Source organism: Amycolatopsis sp. lyj-108 (genome assembly GCF_046549005.1).
GTDB lineage: Bacteria > Actinomycetota > Actinomycetes > Mycobacteriales > Pseudonocardiaceae > Amycolatopsis.
Map to the genome: position 1 here is coordinate 501082 of NZ_JAJPWQ010000007.1, position 19176 is coordinate 520257.

Annotated in this window: 12 protein-coding genes; 10 read left to right on the plus strand and 2 right to left on the minus strand. The window is 68.0% G+C overall.

Annotated features, from left to right (window positions below; genetic code table 11):
* The first annotated feature begins 109 nt into the window (after positions 1-109).
* The 7 genes from ACLJO0_RS26800 (at position 110) to ACLJO0_RS26830 (ending at position 13747) form a co-directional block, all read left to right on the plus strand.
* Positions 110-1192, plus strand: a complete 1083-nt coding sequence (locus ACLJO0_RS26800; protein ID WP_410581222.1) for an ABC transporter permease — start codon at positions 110-112, stop codon at positions 1190-1192.
* Positions 1189-1878 carry an ABC transporter ATP-binding protein gene (locus ACLJO0_RS26805; protein ID WP_410581223.1) on the plus strand — a complete coding sequence of 230 codons (690 nt, stop codon included), beginning with the start codon at positions 1189-1191 and terminating at the stop codon, positions 1876-1878. Before ACLJO0_RS26800 ends, ACLJO0_RS26805 begins: the two co-directional genes overlap by 4 nt.
* A gap of 362 nt (positions 1879-2240) precedes the next feature.
* Positions 2241-3503 (plus strand): aspartate kinase, encoded by a 1263-nt coding sequence (locus ACLJO0_RS26810; RefSeq protein ID WP_410581224.1) that lies wholly within the window; start codon positions 2241-2243, stop codon positions 3501-3503.
* A complete protein-coding gene (locus ACLJO0_RS26815; RefSeq protein WP_410581225.1) occupies positions 3500-7552 on the plus strand; it encodes a Pls/PosA family non-ribosomal peptide synthetase in 4053 nt (1350 codons plus the stop codon). The genes ACLJO0_RS26810 and ACLJO0_RS26815 overlap by 4 nt, the downstream gene beginning before the upstream one ends.
* Positions 7553-7667: 115 nt before the next feature.
* On the plus strand, positions 7668-8486 hold the full coding sequence (gene map, locus ACLJO0_RS26820; RefSeq protein ID WP_410581226.1) for a type I methionyl aminopeptidase: 819 nt from the start codon (positions 7668-7670) through the stop codon (positions 8484-8486).
* Between the two features lie 153 nt (positions 8487-8639).
* Complete coding sequence (locus ACLJO0_RS26825) at positions 8640-13493, plus strand: DUF6531 domain-containing protein (RefSeq protein WP_410581227.1); 4854 nt, start codon at positions 8640-8642, stop codon at positions 13491-13493.
* 104 nt (positions 13494-13597) lie between these two features.
* Positions 13598-13747: a hypothetical protein gene (locus tag ACLJO0_RS26830; RefSeq protein WP_410581229.1), complete on the plus strand. Its 150-nt coding sequence runs from the start codon at positions 13598-13600 to the stop codon at positions 13745-13747.
* Positions 13748-13765: 18 nt separating this feature from the next.
* Here ACLJO0_RS26830 and ACLJO0_RS26835 read toward each other — a convergent pair whose 3' ends face one another.
* The gene (locus tag ACLJO0_RS26835) at positions 13766-14392 is read right to left on the minus strand and encodes a hypothetical protein (RefSeq protein WP_410581231.1); all 627 of its coding nucleotides are present in this window, start codon (positions 14390-14392) and stop codon (positions 13766-13768) included.
* Between the two features lie 186 nt (positions 14393-14578).
* On the opposite strand from ACLJO0_RS26835, the gene ACLJO0_RS26840 reads away from it, so the two are divergent.
* Complete coding sequence (locus tag ACLJO0_RS26840) at positions 14579-14944, plus strand: ArsR/SmtB family transcription factor (protein WP_410581232.1); 366 nt, start codon at positions 14579-14581, stop codon at positions 14942-14944.
* Positions 14945-15340: 396 nt separating this feature from the next.
* Here ACLJO0_RS26840 and ACLJO0_RS26845 read toward each other — a convergent pair whose 3' ends face one another.
* Positions 15341-16306, minus strand: coding sequence for a GlxA family transcriptional regulator (locus ACLJO0_RS26845; protein WP_410581234.1), 966 nt, complete (start codon positions 16304-16306; stop codon positions 15341-15343).
* Between the two features lie 120 nt (positions 16307-16426).
* On the opposite strand from ACLJO0_RS26845, the gene ACLJO0_RS26850 reads away from it, so the two are divergent.
* Both ACLJO0_RS26850 and ACLJO0_RS26855 read left to right on the plus strand, forming a co-directional pair.
* Positions 16427-17017, plus strand: a complete 591-nt coding sequence (locus tag ACLJO0_RS26850) for an isochorismatase family protein (protein WP_410581236.1) — start codon at positions 16427-16429, stop codon at positions 17015-17017.
* A gap of 353 nt (positions 17018-17370) precedes the next feature.
* Positions 17371-19110 (plus strand): pyruvate dehydrogenase, encoded by a 1740-nt coding sequence (locus ACLJO0_RS26855; RefSeq protein ID WP_410581238.1) that lies wholly within the window; start codon positions 17371-17373, stop codon positions 19108-19110.
* Positions 19111-19176: the final 66 nt, after the last annotated feature.

Below are 19176 nucleotides of genomic sequence, written 5' to 3' on the forward strand. Positions count from 1 at the left end.
CCGTCTTCCGACGGACGAAGTGCCATCTCCGGCCAGATGTCCTCGCCGGTCCCGGCGGCGATCGTGGAGAGGTACCCAGCCCACCCGCCGGAGAGGACAGACCGGAACCGTGTTCGTCGCCTGGAGAGACCTGAGATTCGCCAAGGGGCGGTTCGCCCTGATGGGCGCCGTCGTCGTACTGATCACCCTGCTGGTCGGCCTGTTGTCCGGGCTCACCGCGGGATTGGGCGAGCAGAACATCTCCGCGATCACGGGCCTGCCCGCGGACAAGATCGTCTTCGCCGCTCCCGGTGACGGGCAGAGCCTTTCCTACGCCAACTCCGCCGTCACCGAGACACAACGACAGCGGTGGGCCGAGACCCCGGGCGTCACCGACGCCGAACCGCTGGGTATCGCCACCACCAAGGCCACCGCGGGGAACCGCAGCGCCGGGATCTCCGTGTTCGGCGTCCGGACCGGTTCAGCGCTCGCCCCGGACAGCGGGAGGATCACCGCCGATTCGGTGGTGCTGTCGACGTCCGCCGCCGACGACTTGGGCGTCCGAAGCGGGGACACCATCACCGTGGCCGGACGTCCGCTGACGGTCGGCGCCGTGAGCGGGGACGCCTGGTTCAGCCACACCCCGGTGGTGTGGGCGGCCCTCGACGTCTGGGCGAAGACGGCGCCGCCCTCGGGCGGCGAACCGAAGGCGACCGTGCTCGCGCTGAACACCACCACCGATGTCGATTTCGCGGCCACCGACCGCGCCGCCGGCACCCAGACGGTTTCGAAGAGCGACTCGTTGTCCGCGATCGGCTCCTACACCTCCGAGAACGGTTCGCTGCAACTGATGCGCGGCTTCCTGTTCGCCATCTCCGCCCTCGTGATCGGCGCCTTCTTCACCGTCTGGACCATCCAGCGCAGCGGCGACATCGCCGTTCTCAAGGCGCTGGGAGCGAGTACGGCCTTCCTGCTGAAGGACGCGCTCGGCCAGGCTGTCGTACTTCTCGCCGGCGGCACCGCCGTCGGAACCGGGCTGGCCGTCGGCTTGGGGGCGGTCGTCGGCGGCTCCGCCGTGCCGTTCCTGCTGACACCCGCCACCGTTCTCGTCCCGGCCGCCGTGATGATCCTGCTCGGTGCGCTGGGGGCCGCGCTTTCCGTCCGCCGTATCACCTCCGTCGACCCGCTGACCGCACTCGGGAGCGCCCGATGAGCTTGAACCTGACCGGCGTCACCCTCACCTATCCCGACGGCGACTCCCGCCTCACCGCCCTCGACAACGTCACGCTGGACGTCCCCTCCGGCGCGCTCACCGCTGTCGCCGGGCCCTCCGGTTCCGGCAAGTCCAGCCTGCTCGCCGTCGCCGCCACCCTCATCAGCCCGGACAGCGGGACCGTCACGATCGACGACACGGTGACCGCCGGCCTGTCCCGCGCCGAACTCACCGAACTCCGCCGCCGCAAGATCGGGATCGTCTTCCAGCAACCGAATCTGCTGCCCTCCCTCACAGCAGCCGAACAACTTCAGGTCATGGCCCGGATCGACGGCCGCTCGCCGGCGGCGGCACGGGGGGTGGCCATGGACCTGCTCGACGCCGTCGGTCTCGCCCCGCAGGCCGGACGGCGCCCGCATCAGCTCTCCGGCGGTCAACGACAGCGGGTGAACATCGCGCGTGCGCTGATGAACGAACCCACCGTGCTGCTGGTCGACGAACCGACGAGTGCCCTCGACCACGACCGTGGCGCCGCGGTCGTCGAGCTGATCACCCGCCTCACCCGCCAGCGGGCCACCGCCACCGTCCTGGTCACCCACGACCGAGTCCACCTCGCCGCGGTGGACCGGATCGTCGAAGTCCACGATGGACGGTTGGGCATTCCCTCGACGGCCGTGAACACGTAAAAGGATCTCGCGACTTTCGGAGAACGGGTAAATTCGTTCCTTTCCACGGTCGCTCTTTCGAATTTCGAAGGCAATGGGAATGTGTCATTCTTTCGGCCCGATTCCATCGAACTCGGCTGTTCGCAGCTATAACATTACTCGATGTCGTCGGGTTATGACCTGTGAGAAATGGACGATCGGTCTTTCGTACTTACGGAGGTACCCGTTCAAAGTTTCTCGCACTACTTTCCATTCCTGTCAGCCCGTCCGTGCAGGACTGAGCCACGGAAGTCTTCTCTGGCAGCTCTGAGTGAAGAATATTCGTTGCGGGCTGATTGTCCGAATTCGAACCCGGCCGCCGCGGCGATCCACTAAGGAAACTGGTGAATTCTTCTCCGGACCTCGAGCTCAGCTTGGACCTGCCTTTACGGAAGACGCGAAGCGAAGGGCCGGTCATACGAAAATACGGTGGCTCCTCGCTGGCCACGCCGGTAATGGTGTGCGACGTGGCCGCCGAAGTGGCCGCGATCGCCGAAGAGGGGAACCGGTTGGTCCTGGTCGTATCGGCCATGGGGGACACCACCGACAGGCTGATCGATCTGGCCGGGGAGTTCGCCGAGACGCCGCATCCTCGGGAACTCGACCAGTTGATGGCGACGGGCGAACAGGTCTCCGCGTCGGTGCTCGCCATGGCGCTGGCCGAGCGCGGGGTGCGGGCCGTGTCGTTGTCCGGTGACCAGGCGGGGATCGAGGTGACCGGCGAACCCGGGGCCGGGACCATCGTGCGGGTCGACCCGGGCAAGATCCTCACGCGGCTGCGTGACTCGCAGGTCGTCGTGGTCGCCGGTTTCCAGGGACGGAACGCCGACGGCGAGCTGCTGACCCTGGGCAGGGGCGGTTCCGACACCACCGCGGTGGCGCTCGCGGCCGCGCTCGGCGGTGCCGAATGCGAGATCCGCACCGACGTCCACGGCGTTCGCACGGCCGACCCCCGGATCGTCCCGGACACGCGTCCCGTCCGGACGATCTCCTACGACACCATGGCCGAGCTCGCCGAGCTCGGGGCCCGCGTGCTGCATCCCAGATCCGTCGAACTCGCGCGCCGCCACGGGGTGGCGGTGCGGGTGACGCACTCCTCGGATCCCGGCCCTTCTACCGTCGTCACGGCGGAGGAAGGGCCGTTGGAAGGCACTCCCCGGGTCATCGGCATCGCACACGAACGCGATGTGCGGCTGGTCAGGGTCGAGGTTTCCGCCGACGGCCCGGAGCAGTACGCCCGCGTGCTCACAATGCTCGCGAGGTGCGGGGTGAGACCGGACAACCTGAGCTGGCCCGATCCCGGCGAGCTCAGGTTCACCGTCCGGGGTTCGGAGCCCCGCCTGCCGATCGCCGAACTCGCGAGGGAACTGGACGCCCGTGCCTCGGTTTTCGACGAGCTCGGCTCGGTCTCCGTGGTCGGCACCGCGCTGCTCGACCCGCCCGGGTTCCTGTCCGAGTTGCTGCGGGTCCTCGCCGACCACCGGGTCACGGTGCCGTCGTTGACGACGTCGCAGTCGCGGCTCACCGCCGTGATCCCCGCCGACGCCGTCGACACGACCGTCCGCGCCCTGCACGACTCGTTCGGCTTGGCGGAGGACAGGACATGAGCCCGTACGGACAGCCGTCGGGCCTGTTCACCACCGATGGCCTGGTCCTGACCTGCGACGGCCACGAACAGCGGATTCGATGGCAGTCAGGCGATCGGCTTGAGCGGTTGTACGAGCGGCTTTGCGACCGGCTGCGCGCAGAGGGCCTCGGAGATCGCCTCGCGGTGGACGCCGGGGACACGAAGCTCACCTTCGCCGGACTGGACGAGCGGGCCAATCGTCTCGCCCGCCATCTGCGAGCGCGCGGAGTGCGCCCCGGCGATCGGATCGGGCTGCTCTTCGACGAACCGGTTCATCCCTACGTCGCGATGCTGGCCGTGCTCAAGGTCAACGCGGCGTACGTGCCCTTGGACGCGGGTTTCCCGGACGACCGACTGGCGTACATCGTCCGCGACGCCGGCGTCCGGCTGGTGGTGTCGATCTCCGGCCTGCGGGATCGGTTCGAGTCGGGCAGCGTCGGGCTGGTCTGCCTCGACGAGGACGCGGACCGGATCGCCGCCCTTCCGGGTGAGCGGCTCAGCGCGGGCGAGAAGGGCACTCCGGCGGACGAACTCTGTTACGTCGTCTACACGTCCGGTTCGACCGGGCGGCCGAAAGGCGTGACGATCGACCACGCCTCGATCTGCAACTTCGTCAGTGTCGCGGCCGACGTCTACGGCATCCGGGGCACCGACCGGATGTACCAGGGCATGACGATCGCGTTCGACTTCTCGGTCGAGGAGATCTGGGTGCCGTTGCTGTGCGGCGCCACGCTCGTGCCGAAACCCGGCGGCGCGGCCCTCGTCGGCCACGACCTTCTCGAATTCCTGCGGGAGAACCGGATCACCGCGTTGTGCTGCGTTCCGACCCTGTTGGCCAGCCTTGATGAGGATCTGCCTCGGCTGCGGTTTCTCCTGGTGTCCGGTGAAGCGTGCCCCGAAGACCTCGTGCGCCGCTGGTACCGGGCGGGCAGGCGCTTCCTCAACGTCTACGGCCCGACGGAGGCCACGGTCACCGCGACGTGGTCGGTGCTGCGACCGGACCGGCCGGTGACCATCGGGGTGCCGCTGCCCACGTATTCGGTCGTCATCCTCGATCCGGACGAGCCGAGGGCACTGGCCGCGGGCGAACTGGGGGAGATCGGCATCGCCGGGATCGGCCTCGCCGGGGGATACCTGAACCGTCCCGACCTGACCGAGCGGGCGTTCATCCCGGACTTCCTCGGCATCGGGAACAACCCGTCCCGCCGCATCTACCGCACCGGCGATCTCGGCCGGATCACCCCGGACGGGGAGATCGAATATCACGGGCGTGCGGATACCCAGGTGAAGATCCGTGGCTACCGCGTCGAGCTCACCGAGATCGAATCGGTCCTGCTCCAGATCCCCGGGATCGCCCAGGCGGTGGTCGAGACCCACCATCCGGACGCCGGCACGACCGAACTCGTCGCCTACTACAGCCTGCGACACGACAGGGCGGACATCGATCCCGGGGAGCTACGCCGTCGCCTGGCAGAACTGCTGCCGGGCTACATGGTGCCCGCCTATCTCGAACGACTCGACCACATCCCGCTGACACCGGCGGGCAAAGCCGACCGTAAGAATCTCCCGGAACCCAGCAGCCCGCGAACAACCGCGAGCGACGTCGGCTACGTGGCACCGGCCACCGAGACCGAGCTCCACCTGGCGGAGGCCTTGGGGCGGGTACTCGGGATCGAGCGGATCTCGGCGACGGGACATTTCTTCGACGACTACGGTGCCGACTCCCTGTTGCTGGCCAAGTTCTGTGCCCTGGTCCGGGAACGCGGCGACATCGCGCCGTTGTCGGCGAAGGACGTCTACCTCAACCCCACTGTTCGCGGTCTCGCGGAGTCGGTTCCCACGTCGGACCAGGTCACGGTCGTTCGCGCCGAGGAGCCGCGCCGGGCGTCCACGGCGTCGTATGTCCTCTGTGGAGTGTTCCAGCTCCTGGCCTTCCTCGCCTACGCCGCCGGTTCCGGCTGGATCCTGGACACGGGATTCACCTGGCTCGCCGCCGCGACCGGACTCGTCGACGGCTACGCGCGGGCCGTCGGGCTCGGGCTCGTCGTGTTCGTCGCCCTCTCCGTGGTGCCGATCCTGGCGAAGTGGGCGCTCGTCGGACGGTGGCAGCCGGGGGAGATCCCGCTGTGGAGCCCCGGCTATCTGCGCTTCTGGACGGTCAAGACACTGATCAGGTTCAGCCCGCTGATGCTGTTCACCGGCACGCCGTTGTACTCCTGGTACCTGCGGGCGCTCGGTGCGGACATCGGCAAAGGCGCCGTGATCCTGTCCCGGAACCCGCCGGTCTGCACCGATCTGCTCAGCATCGGTGACGGAGCTGTCATCCGGAAGGACGCCTACTTCTCGTGCTACCGCGCCAGGGCGGGCTGGATCCAGACCGGCCCGGTCACTCTCGGCGACAACGCCTTCGTCGGTGAGATGACCGTGCTCGACATCGGCACGACGCTGGGCGACAACGCACAACTGGGCCACTCGTCGTCCTTGAACGCCGGACAGTCCGTCCCCGACGGCGAGAGCTGGCACGGGTCGCCCGCCCGTCTCTCGACCGTGGACTACCGGGCGTTGCCGACCGTGGCACGGGGCAGGCTCAGACCATTCGTTTTCAGCGCCTCCAGCCTGCTGCTCCTGTTGCTGGTGACGCTTCCCGTGACACTGGGCGGCGCGGACGTGCTCGCCGAGCGACTGTTCACGAAGACGGTGGACTTCACGAGTTGGGCCTTCTATCGTGGCCAGATCGCCGGCTCGGCGCTGGTGTACTTCGGGGCACTGTGCGCCGGGCTGGCCGTCGTCCTCACGATCCCGCGTCTGCTCGGTTTGTTCCTCCGGGCGGACCGGGTCTACCCGCTCTACGGGAGGCATTTCGCGATCCAGCGGCTGATCGCGCGGTTGACCAATCTCCGCGCGTTCACCTACCTGTTCGGCGACAGCAGTTACATCGTGCACTACCTGCGCGCGCTGGGGTACGACCTGTCGAAGGTCCAGCAGACCGGATCCAACTTCGGGGTCGAGGTCAAGCACGAAACACCGTTCCTCAGCACGGTCGGCACCGGGACGATGGTCTCGGACGGTCTTTCGCTGCTCAACGCGGACTTCTCCGCCTCGTCGTTCCGGCTGCGCAGGACTTCCGTGGCACCACAGGCGTTCCTGGGCAACGAGATCGCTTATCCACCGGACGCGCGGATCGGCCGGAACTGCCTGCTGGCCACCAAGGTCCTCGTTCCTCTGGACGGGCCGCTCAGGGAGAACGTCGGCCTGCTCGGGTCACCCGCCTTCGAGATCCCCCGGACCGTCCGTCGTGACACCGGTTTCGACCATCTCAGCACTGGGGACGGCCTCCGAGCGAAGAACCGGCACAACACCGTCACCATCTTCGTCTACCTGCTGGTCCATTGGCTCCACCTGCTCGGGGTTCTGCTGATCGGCGCGGCCGCCGGTGCCCTGCACGAGCGGCTCGGTCCACTCGCCATCGGCGCCGGCCTCGTGGCGACACTGGTGTTCTCGGTCTCGTTCCTCATGCTGGCGGAACTCGGCGTGCAGGGCTTCCGGGCGATGCGGCCGCGGTTCTGCTCGATCTACGATCCGGCCTTCTGGCGGCACGAGCGGTTCTGGAAGCTCAGCCCCGCCCGCTACCTCGCGTTGTTCGACGGGACACCGTTCAAACCCTTCCTGCTGCGCTGCCTCGGCGTCCGGATCGGCCACCGTGTCTTCGACGACGGATGCGCGATCCCCGAACGGTCCTTGGTGAGCATCGGCGACGACTGCGTGCTCAACCTGCACACCGTCGTCCAAGGACATTCACTCGAAGACGGCCTGTTCAAATCCGACTACATCACCATCGGCGCGGGGTGCACGATCGGCACCGGTGCGTTCATCCACTATGGAGTGACGATGGCGGACGGGGCGATCGCCGAAGCGGACGCGTTCCTGATGAAGGGCACCGCCGCCCCGGCACGAACCCGCTGGCATGCCAATCCGGCGGTCGAGCTCGACACGGCGGAGGAGATCACCGCCGCAAGGGGACTGCCGTGACGCACACCCCCACGGCGAGGCGATCGAGCGCTGCGAGCACACCTGGTTGGTATTATTATACCGGTAAATGCTAGGGTGCCGGTATAATAATACCAACCGGCCACGCGAGGATCCCATGATCGAACTGAAGACGCCCGCCGAGATCGACCGCATGCACGTGACCGGGCGTTTCGTCGCCGAGGTGCTCACCGAGGTCGGCAGCATGGCCGACGTCGGCGTCAACCTGATGGACCTGGAACACCACGTGCGCGGCATGATCCAGCGGCGCGGGGCGGAGTCGTGCTACTGGGACTATGCGCCGTCGTTCGGCAAGGGCCCGTTCCGCAACGTCATCTGCCTGGCGGTCAACGACGCCGTCCTACACGGCCTGCCCCACGACTACACGCTGCGCGACGGAGACGTACTCACCGCGGACCTGGCGGTGAAGATCGACGGCTGGGCGGCCGACTCGGCGCGCACGGTCATCGTCGGGACGCCCGCCGAGGAGGACCTGCGGATCATCCGCGCCACCGAGGAGGCGTTGGAGGCGGCGATCGAGATGGCGCGTCCCGGCAATCGGCTGGGTGACATCTCCGCGGCCATCTGGACGGTCGCCCGTGATTACGGCTATCCGGTGAACACCGCGTTCGGCGGCCACGGCATCGGCCGCACCATGCACGAGGAACTCCACATTCCCAACAAGGGCAAAGCGGGTCGCGGCCTGAAGCTCCAGCCGGGACTGACCGTCGCGCTCGAGCCCTGGTTCGCCCGGACGACGGACAAAATCATCTTCGACGACGACGGCTGGACCATCCGCTCTGCCGACGGTTCACGCACGGCCCACTCCGAGCACACGGTGGCCATCACCGAAGACGCACCCTTGGTGCTCACCCGGCGCGAGCACGAGACGTCCGCCGCTCCTCTGTCCACAAAGGACTCCGAGCACGCCGAGTGATCTTCGGCACGCGCTTTGCCTTTTCGGGCAGAGTCGATGTGCACAACAGGCAGTGTCACGGGCACGAACATCGGTGGCGTCTGCACCATGTACTCGGGCAACGCCTGAACCGGTGTCGACGGCGGTCGTTTCGGTCCATGCTTGAATCAAGTCATGAGTAATCCGTTGGTCGCGCCGGTCAAGGACTCGACGACGGCGGTGTCGGGCGTGCCGTTGCTGGAAGGCGCGCTCGACCTGAAGTCGGCGATCGAGAGCGGCGACTGGGCTTCTGTCGCCATGGGCGCGGTGGGCACCGCGCTGGACGCGCTGACGGCCGTGATGGACCCGTTCGGCGCGGTTCTCGCCGCCGGTGTGGGCTGGTTGATCGAGCATGTGGGCCCGTTGAAGGAGGCGCTCAACGCTCTCACCGGCAACGCGGACGAGATCGCGGCGCAGGCGGAGACCTGGACGAACATCGCCAAGGAACTCGGGACCGTTTCGGTCGAGCTGGTGGATCTGGTCGACAAGGATCTCGGCACCTGGACAGGGGAAGCGGCCGACGCGTACCGCGAACAGGCCAAGAACACCTCCACGCTGATCGAGAGCGCGCAGAAGGGCAGCGAGGGCGCGGGCAGCGGGGTGAAGACGGCCGGGGAGGTCGTCGCCGCGGTCCGTACGCTGGTCCGGGACATCATCGCCGAACTCATCGGACACCTGATCTCCTGGGCGCTGCAAGTGGTGTTCACGCTCGGCATCGGGTTGACGTGGGTGGTGCCGCAGGTGGTGGCAGCGGTGGCGAAGACCGCGTCGAAGATCGCCGGCCTCACCACGAAGCTGGTGAAGGCGCTCAAGGGCCTGGTTCCGCTGTTGAAGAAGGCGGGGGATCTGTTCGACGACGCCGGGAAGGCGTTGAAGAACCTCAAGGGCGGGACGGTCACGCCGTCCGGCAAGCCCAAGGACATCACCGTCAAATCCCCCGAGCCGAAGCCCAAACCCAAACCCGACGAGGACGGCGGCACCAGCCCCTCTGGCGACCACACCGGCCCATCCGGCGACAAGGGCGGCTCCGGCGGCGACAGGGGTGGTTCGGGCGGCGGGGACAAGAACGGCAACACCGGTCCGGCGGGGGACAACGTCACCCCATCGGGGGCAGGCGGCAGCCGTGGCGGCGGAAGCAACGGAAACCCGCCCCCGGCCCGAACGGACCCTCCGCCCAAGCAGTCCGCGCCCGACGAGATGAACCTCTGTGGCGACCCGATCGACATCGCCACCGGCGAGGTCGTGATGGTGCAGGACGATCTGTCGCTGGCCGGACCGCTGCCGATCCGGATCCGCCGCACCCACATGTCGAGCTACCGCGCGGGCACCGGCTTCGGCCGCTCCTGGGCGTCGACCGCCGATCTGCGGCTGGAGCTCACCGCCGAACACGCCCGGTTCTTTTCCGACGACGGCACTGCGCCCACGTTTCCGTTGCCGGAGCCGGGGCGGCCGACGGAATCGCCGGCCGGGCCTTCGCGAGCGCTGCTCGTGGACGAGGCTGGCACTTATCGGCTGGAGACCTGGGATTCCGGGATCACCCTGTACTTCGCGCCGGTCCCGGGTGCGCCGTCACGAGTGCTGCCGCTGACCGCGTTCGAGCTCGGCGAGGACGGGCCGCGGATCGAGGTGGATCACGACGCCGACGGCGCGGGCGTGCGCTGGCGGCATTCCGACGGACGGGTACTGGAGATCGACCGCGCCCGCGGCCGGATCCAGGCCCTGCGGATGACCGATCCGGTCCAGGGCCAGAACGTCGTCGTCATGCGCTACGGCTACGACGACGCGGGCAACCTCACCGAGGTGACCAACTCCTCCGGCCGGGCCCTGCGGTTCGACTACGACCCCGACGGCAGGCTGGCGGAATGGCAGGACCGCAACGGGATCTGGTACCGCTACGTCTACGACGCGGCCGGGCGCTGTGTGCGCACGGTCGGGGATCGCGGATTCCTCGACTGCACCTTCGAATACGAGACGAAACGGACGCGCTACACGGATTCCCTCGGTCACGTCACGGTCTTCGAGCTCGACGCCGCGCATCACGTGGTTCGCGAGACGGATCCGCTCGGCGCGACCACCGTCTTCACCTGGGACGAGCGGGACCGGATGCGGTCGAAGACCGATCCGCTCGGCCGGACCACGCGGTTCAGCTACAACGCCGAGGGCGAGATCTCGAAGGTCACCCGGCCCGACGGCAGTGTGGTGCTGGTGAACCGGTCCGAGGACGGTGCGGTCGACGGACTGGTGGCCGACGAAGGCGACCACACCCGTTACCGGGCTTACCCGGACGGCATGGGGCCGGATCCGCGGCAGGACCCGGTCGGCGTTTCCAGCTCGATCAACCTCGGCTCCGGCCCGGAATCCGACGACTCCGGGACCGAGGACCACGACCTGTTCGGCAGGCCGCGTTCGGTCCCGCACGGCAGGGGACGGGCCCGGATCGGCTGGACCGTGGAGGGGCTGCGGGCCTGGCGGGTCGGTTCGCTGAGCGAGCGGCAGAGCTGGCGCTACGACAGTGAAGGCAACGAGATCGAACACGTCGACCCGGCTGGGCGCACGACCCGCCGCGAGTACGGCCCGTTCGACATGCTGACCGCGGAGATCGATCCGGCGGGTGGGCGCACCCAGTACACCTACGACACCGAGTTGCGGCCGGTCGTGGTGACCAACCCGAACGGGCTGACCTGGACCTATGAATACGATCCCGCGGGCCGTCTCGTCCGGCAGACCGACTTCGACGGCCGGGCGCACACCTACGCCTACGACGCGGCAGGGCAGCTGATCCGGTCCGTCGACCCCGCCGGTCGAGTCACGGAATACGGCTACGACCTGATCGGCAACCTGGTCCGGATCCGCACCGACGACACGGAGACCACCTACGCCTACGACGTGGTCGGCGAGCTGGTCCGCGCGGACGACGGCGAGTCCGTGGTGGAGTTCGAACGGGACGACAACGGCCGGACGGTGCGCACGGTCACCGACGGGCTGGAGGTGGTCTTCGCGTACGACTCCGCGGAGGGGACGATCAGCCGTCGAACCCCTTCCGGCGCAACGAGTGTGTGGTCCTTCGACGAGGAAGAGCGGCCGAGCGCGCTGTCGACCGCCGAGCACGTAGTCGACTACGCCTACGACGCCGAAGGCCGTCCGATCGAGCGGCGCGTCGACCAGGGCTCCCGGTTGCGGCAGCAGTTCGACGCCGACGACCGGATCATCGGCCAGACCCTGACCGACGCGACAGGCACCGTGCTGCGGCACCGCGAGTTCGCCAGGTCGGCCGACGGCGACCTCACCGCGATCCGCGACGCCGCGGGAGGCGAATCCTTCGGACGCGACGCGACCGGGCGGATCACCACCCACCTGGTCGACAACGTGCGCGAGGACATCGCCTACGACCGGGCGGGCAAGGTCGTGCAGTGGGCCACCACGACGATGGCTTATCCCGAAGCCGGGCCGCGCACCTACGACCGCAACACGATCACCAGCGCCGGGGTGGTCCGCTACGAGCACGACATGAGCGGACGGCGTACCGCCCGGCACGAAGGTGACCGGATCTGGCGGTACGAGTGGGACGCGCGCAACCGGCTGACCGGACTCACCACGCCGGACGGCCGCCGCTGGCGGTACCGCTACGACCCGCTCGGCCGTCGCACGGCGAAGGAACTGCTCGCCCCGGACGGCCGGGTCGTCGAGCAGACGCGTTTCGTCTGGGACGGCAACTCGCTGATCGAGCAGGCGCACACCGGCCCGGCGGGGGTCACGGTCACCACCTGGGAGCGGCGGCCGGACACCGAGGAACCCGTCACCCAGACCGAACACGGCAACGCGCCGGCCCGGTTCCGCGCTTTCGTGAACGACTCCATCGGGACCCCGACCGACCTGCTCGACCCGCTGGGCACACCGAGCTGGAGCGGCCGCTGGACGCTGTGGGGCTTGCCGTTGACCGGTTTCCCCGGCACACCGCTGCGGTTCCCCGGCCAGTACCTGGACGCGGAAAGCGGGCTGCACTACAACCTGCACCGCTACTTCGACCCGGCCACCGCGCGCTACCTCAGCCAGGATCCGCTCGGCCTCCCCGCCGGGCCCGATCCGGCCGGTTACCCGCACGACCCGACCTCGGGTTCGGATCCACTCGGCCTGGTGTGGTGCGACAAGAAACGCAAGCACGTCGACGGTCCGGACACCAGCGGGACGGGGCACAACGCGGGCAACACCGGTGGCAGCGCGAAACGTCCGCGTACCGAGAACGACAACGCCAATCGCGGCGGCCGCACCAAGAACCAGGCGGGCACCACCGAAGAGGTCCGGGCCACCTACGACAAGAACTCCACCCGCGGGAAGGACTTCGTCAACACGCCGGACCCCAAGCAGGTCACCGACGTGGACGCGCTGAACAAGAACTCGATCATCCGCAACAAGACGGACCAGAACGGGGAGGTGTACGGGGAGAACAACCTGAGCGAGAAGCTGGTGGAGACCCTGGAGAGCACCCCGAAGAGGAACCCCAAGCCGGGCGAGAGCCAGTTCCTCAGCGCCGACGAGAAGTGGATCCGCGGCCACCTCGAGAACGGTGACATGGGCGGGCCGGGCAACTCGGACAACATGATCCCGCTGACCCACACCGCGAACATGAACTACAAGAAGCTCGAATCGAGCCTCCAGACCTACGTCGACCTCAAGAACGCACTGGCGAACCGGGACGCCTCCGACATCGGCATCGACTTCCGGGTCAAGCCCAGCGACGAGGTGAAGTTCCCCAAATCGGACAACGACTTCGAACGCGGCATCCGCGACCACGTCGAGATCAACACCCAGTACACCGGGATCACCCCGGACATCGCCAAACGGCTGATGGACAGCAAGATGGACGTCCCGCTGCCGGATCTGCCCCCGCTGGGCACCACGTTCGACACCATCAGCGGCAAGTTCACCAAACCCGACGGCGCCGAGTGGGTCAAGAACCCGAAGGGCCATGACCTCAGTCAATACCTGTGAGCGCGAGAAGTTTCGGCCGAAAACTCCGAATACGGCCCGTCACCACGGCGGGGCCGTTAGAGTGAACGGTCGCTGTAGTCATCACCCTTGAGGAGCAGTAGTTCATGATCGCCGAGAGCGCGAACCAGCAGAGCGTGACCTTCCCGCAGGAAGCCACGCCGATCTTCGACCTGGTCGCGAAGATGGTGTCGCGCAAGCAGACCGAGGACGAGCACGACTTCGACCGCGAAGCCGGTCTGGCGACCACCGCGTAGCTTCCTGCCGAGAGAACGTCAATCAGACGGCGTGCCCGCGTGGACGCGGAGTTCCGCGGCCGTGCGGCGGGCGTGGGCGAGGCCGTCGAGGATCCATTGCGGGGGCTGCCGGTCGTTGGTCGCGATCCGCTCGTAGGCGGCGACCAGCCGTTCCGCGATCTTCAGTCTGGCGTCCGCGGCCGCCGGTTCGGGCCCCGTTCCGGTGTCACCCTGCTCGGGCGGGATCGTGACCAGGGCGAGGTGCCCGGTCGAGGACCCGGCGGTGGTGTCGGGATGCGGTTCCGGGACAGACAGCCGCCGGATGCGGAAGGACGTCCGCTCGGTGTTGTCCGGTACACCTTCACGGCGGGAGTCCTGCGAGGGGAAGGGATCCGCCCGGAACCGCGCGACCGCGGGCCCGTAGCGGGTTCGCACGGACCGCGGTGTCTCCCCGTCGAGCCCGTACGCGATCTCCTGCCAGGTCTTCCCGTCGAGCCTCGCGGCGACCACCGCGGCCTCGACGATCTGCTGCGCCAGCCCGATCAGACCGGAGTGGTCCGACGCGGAGCCGGCCCGGGCGGCGTTCGCGGCCAGGTCGGCGAGTTCCGCCGCGTGCGCGGCGAGGACCAGATTCGCCCGGCTGGTCGCGGCGGGGACGTGACTCACAGGTGTTCTCACCTTCTCTGATGTGCAGATTTGCATAAATGTGCAATTTTTGGCGCTGAAGAAACGCGGCCGTGCCCTGATCGGGTGTGGCCGCTGCGGTTCCGCGCGGGGTGCGGTTCAGTGGACCGTGTGGTCGGGCACGATCGAGCTCATCCGGACGGCGGGACCCGCGAGGGAGGGATGCCGATGAACAGGCCCCTGTACCAGGCGAAGGCGGAGCTCTTCAAAACGCTGGGCCACCCCGTCCGGATCCGGGTGCTCGAACTGCTCGGCGAGCGCGACCATCACGTCTCGGAGCTGCTCGCCGACCTCGGTATCGAGCCTGCCAACCTGTCCCAGCAGCTCGCGGTGCTGCGCCGGGCCGATCTGGTGGTGCCGCACAAGGAGGGTACGACCGTGTCGTACTCCCTCGCCAGTCCGTCGATCACCGAGCTGCTCGCCGTCGCGCGCGGGATTCTGACCGGGGTCATCACCGGCAGGCTGGAGTTGCTCGACAATCTGCGGAATTCGGCCGACTTTTCTGTCGAACCGCATTCATCGGAAACCGACTGAAAGAGAGCGCGTGCGCGGTCGTCATTGATTTTCCTGACCGGCATCGGTGTTGTTCTCGGTCAATTCGGAATTATCCTCGCCGCCTCGGGGGAGCCCGCCATCACCGGCGGCCGCCCTCCTCGTTTCCTCGACCAGGGAGTCGAAGATGGGGGTCCCGCACAGTTCCACATGGTCCTCCGTCAGAACGGTTCTCGTGCCGGGGTCATCTTGCCCTGGAGTGGGTTCTTCGATCCAGTTCCGCCAGGCAATGCACTCGATTGAGCTCACCCTCTGGGGTGAGCTATTCGCCGATGCGAAAAGCAAGTGTAGGGCATGGCTCTTTCCGGGCTCGCACGGCGTCACCGGTTTGCGGAAATAATGATCCCGCTTTCCGGGTTGGCGCAGGAAAAGGATTTCTCAGCGGAGAGCCGCACTGCCGGAGAACTCGACCCGGTAGCGGGTCGGTGTGGTGCCCAGTGCGGCGGCGAAGTGCTCGCGAAGACGGGCAGGCGTGCCGAAACCGGACTGCGCGGCGATGGCGTCGATGCCGAACGCGGTCGTTTCGAGAAGGTGCCTGGCCCGCGCGAGGCGTTGTGCGACGAGCCAGTTGTGGACGGTGGTCCCGGTGCGGGCACGGAACGAGCGGGTGAAGGTGCTCCGGCTCATATGCGCACGGGCGGCGAGCCCGTCGATGGTGTGCGGTACGTCCAACCGGGACTGTGCCCAGCTCATCACCTGGGTCAGCGGATCGTTGTCCGGCGCGGGTACGGGAAGCTCGATGAACTGGGCCTGGCCGCCGGGGCGATGCGGCGCGGCGACGATCCGGCGGGCGACGCCGTTCGCGACGACCTGGCCGGCCGTGCGCGCGAGCAGGTGAAGACAGGTGTCGATTCCGGCGGTCGCACCCGCGCCGGTCACTACGTCGCCTTCGTCGACGTACAGCTCCTCGGGGCGCAGCTCCACCGCTGGGAAGCGCCTCCGGAACGTTTCGACCCATTTCCAGTGAGTGGTCGCGGCGCGCCCGTCGAGGATGCCGGCGTCGGCGAGCGCGAAGACGCCCAAGCAGAGCCCGACGACGAGCGCTCCGCGTTCGTGCGCGGCGCGCAAAGCGGCGGCGACGGGCGAAGGTGCCGGGGCTTCCGGATCCGACCACCACGGCACGACGACGATGTCGGCCTTCGTGAGCGCGTCGAGGCCTGCGGGCACGTCGATCGCGTAACCGCCGCTCGTGGCGAGACGGCCCGGCTCGACGGCGACGACCGTGATCGGCCACGGCTCCATGTCACCCGCCGGGGCCTCGGGTCCCCACACCAGGGACGGCACGGCGAGATGGAACGGGCTGACCCCCTCGAACGCCAGGACGGCCACCTGTGGAGCACTCATCGATCTCTCTTCTCACGGATGTCGGCCGATCTCGACCACAGCCGACCCGAATCCGTATCCCAGTATCGGATCGGGTCAGCCACGATGGTAACCGTACCGACGGAAAGCGAAGGAAACACGATGACCAGCACCACTCTCCGCGAGATCAGCACCCTGCCGACGACTCCCGCGACTCTCTCGGACGCGACGGTGATCCTCGTCGACTACCAGAACACCTACACGCGCGGCGTGATGGAACTCGACGGCTGGGACGCGGCGCTCGACGAGGCGGCCACCTTGCTGGCGCGCGCCCGTGCCGAGGGCGCGACGGTCATTCACGTCAAGCACGACGGCGGCGAGGGCAGCCCGTACGACCTCCAGCAGGACATCGGCCAGATCCACGAACGGGTCGCCCCCGCTCCGGGGGAGGAGGTCGTGGTGAAGACCGCGCCGAACTCGTTCGTCGGCACCCCGTTGGGAGAACTGGTCGACGCGGCCGGACATCAGAACGTCGTCGTGGCCGGGTTCATGACCCATATGTGTGTCACGTTCACCGCGGAAGGCGCGTTCCTGCGCGGAAACGCCCCGACCGTGGTGGCGGCCGCCTGCGCGACGCGCGCGCTCCCGTCCGCCGTCGGCCCGGTGACCGCCGCGGAGCAGCATCGCTCCGCCCTCGCCACGATCGGTGATCTCTATGCCGTCGTGGTCGGTTCCGCGGCCGACCTCGGCTAGGTCGCGTTTCATAAGCCAAGTTCGCGCTCTTCGCGCCCAAGCGTGGTTCCGGGCTGGCCGACAGGAGTCAGCTGCGTTCTGAGTGTCCACAGGAGACGCATTCCAGCGACGAAATGTCTACTTTAAGACATATGCCCGTTTAGGCAAAGGGGTCGTGAGTGGCAAGTAGCGTTCTAACCCTCTTTACCACTCACGACCCCTCGCCAAGCCGTACAACTCGCCCAACTCGGACACTGACACCTCGGATATGTCCCTTATGGACAGTCAGAAAACAGGCGCTAGGTCGTGCGAGGCGGGGCACTCCCGTGGATCATGAAGGGCAGTCCCGCCGCCGGAGTATCGAAGGGGTCCTGATGGCCAAGCCCAACGTCGCCGAGCAGTTCGTCCAAGTCCTGGTGCAGGCCGGGGTGGAGCGGATCTACGGCGTGGTCGGAGATAGCCTCAACCCCATCGTCGACGCCATCCGCCGCACCCCGGGCATCGAATGGGTGCACGTACGGAACGAGGAGGCGGGCGCGTTCGCCGCGGCCGCCGAGGCCCAGCTGACCGGAAAGCTCGCGGTGTGCGCCGGCAGCTGCGGTCCCGGCAACACGCATCTGGTGCAGGGTCTTTACGACGCGCACCGTACCGGTGCCCCGGTTCTCGCGCTCGCCTCGCATATCCCGTCCGCCCAGATCGGGACCGGGTTCTTCCAGGAGACCCATCCCGAACGGCTGTTCGTCGACTGCAGCGGCTACTGCGAGCAGATCAGCAGGCCCGCTCAAATGCCAAGGGTGCTGCGGATCGCCATGCAGCACGCGTTGTCCCGCGGCGAGGTGTCGGTGCTCGTGCTGCCCGGCGACGTCGCGCACCTCGAGGCCGCGGCGCCCACCGGGAGCGGGGTGCCGGTCACCGAACACGGGACGGTCATGCCGCCCGAATCCCAGGTGACACGGCTCGCCGAGTTGATCAACGAAGCCGAAACCGTCACGGTGTTCGCCGGTGCCGGGGTGCGCGGCGCGCACGCCGAGGTGATGGAACTGGCCGAGACCGTCCAGGCGCCGGTCGGCCACAGCCTGCGCGGCAAGGAGTGGATCCAGTACGACAACCCCTACGACGTCGGAATGAGCGGGCTGCTCGGCTACGGCGCCTGTTACCGGGCGATGCACGATGCCGATCTGCTGCTCCTGCTGGGCACTGATTTCCCTTACGATTCCTTCCTGCCCCAGGCCCGGACCGTGCAGGTCGACCACGACGCGACCCGGCTCGGCCGCCGTACCCCGCTGGAACTGGCGGTGCACGGCGACGTACGGGAGACGCTGCGAGCCGTGCGGCCGCTCCTGCGACGCAAGACCGATCGGACGTTCCTGGACCGCATGCTGCGTGAGCACTGCAAAACGCTGGAGCAGGTCGTCGACGCCTACACCCGCAACGTCGAACGGCACGTTCCCATCCACCCGGAGTTCGCCGCGGACCTGCTGGACGAACTCGCCGCGGACGACGCGATCTTCACCGTGGACACCGGAATGTGCAATGTGTGGGCGGCCCGGTATCTCACGCCCAACGGGCGCCGCCGGGTCATCGGGTCGTTCCTGCACGGCACCATGGCCAACGCGCTGCCGCACGCCATCGGCGCGCAGTTCGCGTACCCGGGACGCCAGGTCGTGTCGATGTCCGGCGACGGTGGGCTCGGCATGCTGCTCGGCGAACTGCTCACCGTGGCCTTGCACGACCTTCCGGTCAAGATCGTGACGTTCAACAATTCCTCGCTGGGCATGGTGAAACTGGAGATGCTGGTCGACGGCCTGCCCGACTATCAGACCGACCACCGCCCGGTCGACTTCGCCGCCATCGCCAGTGGCGCCGGTCTGCGAGCCGAGCGGGTGACCGACCCGACCCGGCTGCGCGCGGCTCTCAAGGAGGCGCTGAGTCACGACGGCCCCGCGCTGGTGGACGTCGTGACCGACCCGAACGCACTGTCCGTCCCGCCGCACATCACCGCCGGGCAGCTCGGCGGATTCGCGTTGGCCGCGAGCAAGGTCGTCCTCGAAGGCGGTGTCGGCCGGATGATCGACCTTGCCCGCGCGAACCTCCGCAACATCCCTCGGCCCTGAGCGAAGGTGGCGTGGTCGGTGTAAGGGGGTGGGGGGGGGGGGGGGGGGGGGGGGGGGGGGGGGGGG

Bases quoted from the DNA above. Each gene is read 5' to 3' on its own strand.
- ACLJO0_RS26805 (WP_410581223.1), top strand. From the start codon at position 1,189: ATGAGCTTGAACCTGACCGGCGTCACCCTCACCTATCCCGACGGCGAC.
- ACLJO0_RS26815 (WP_410581225.1), top strand. From the start codon at position 3,500: ATGAGCCCGTACGGACAGCCGTCGGGCCTGTTCACCACCGATGGCCTG.
- map (WP_410581226.1), top strand. From the start codon at position 7,668: ATGATCGAACTGAAGACGCCCGCCGAGATCGACCGCATGCACGTGACC.
- ACLJO0_RS26825 (WP_410581227.1), top strand. From the start codon at position 8,640: ATGAGTAATCCGTTGGTCGCGCCGGTCAAGGACTCGACGACGGCGGTG.
- ACLJO0_RS26830 (WP_410581229.1), top strand. From the start codon at position 13,598: ATGATCGCCGAGAGCGCGAACCAGCAGAGCGTGACCTTCCCGCAGGAA.
- ACLJO0_RS26840 (WP_410581232.1), top strand. From the start codon at position 14,579: ATGAACAGGCCCCTGTACCAGGCGAAGGCGGAGCTCTTCAAAACGCTG.
- ACLJO0_RS26845 (WP_410581234.1), bottom strand. From the start codon at position 16,306: ATGAGTGCTCCACAGGTGGCCGTCCTGGCGTTCGAGGGGGTCAGCCCG.
- ACLJO0_RS26850 (WP_410581236.1), top strand. From the start codon at position 16,427: ATGACCAGCACCACTCTCCGCGAGATCAGCACCCTGCCGACGACTCCC.
- ACLJO0_RS26855 (WP_410581238.1), top strand. From the start codon at position 17,371: ATGGCCAAGCCCAACGTCGCCGAGCAGTTCGTCCAAGTCCTGGTGCAG.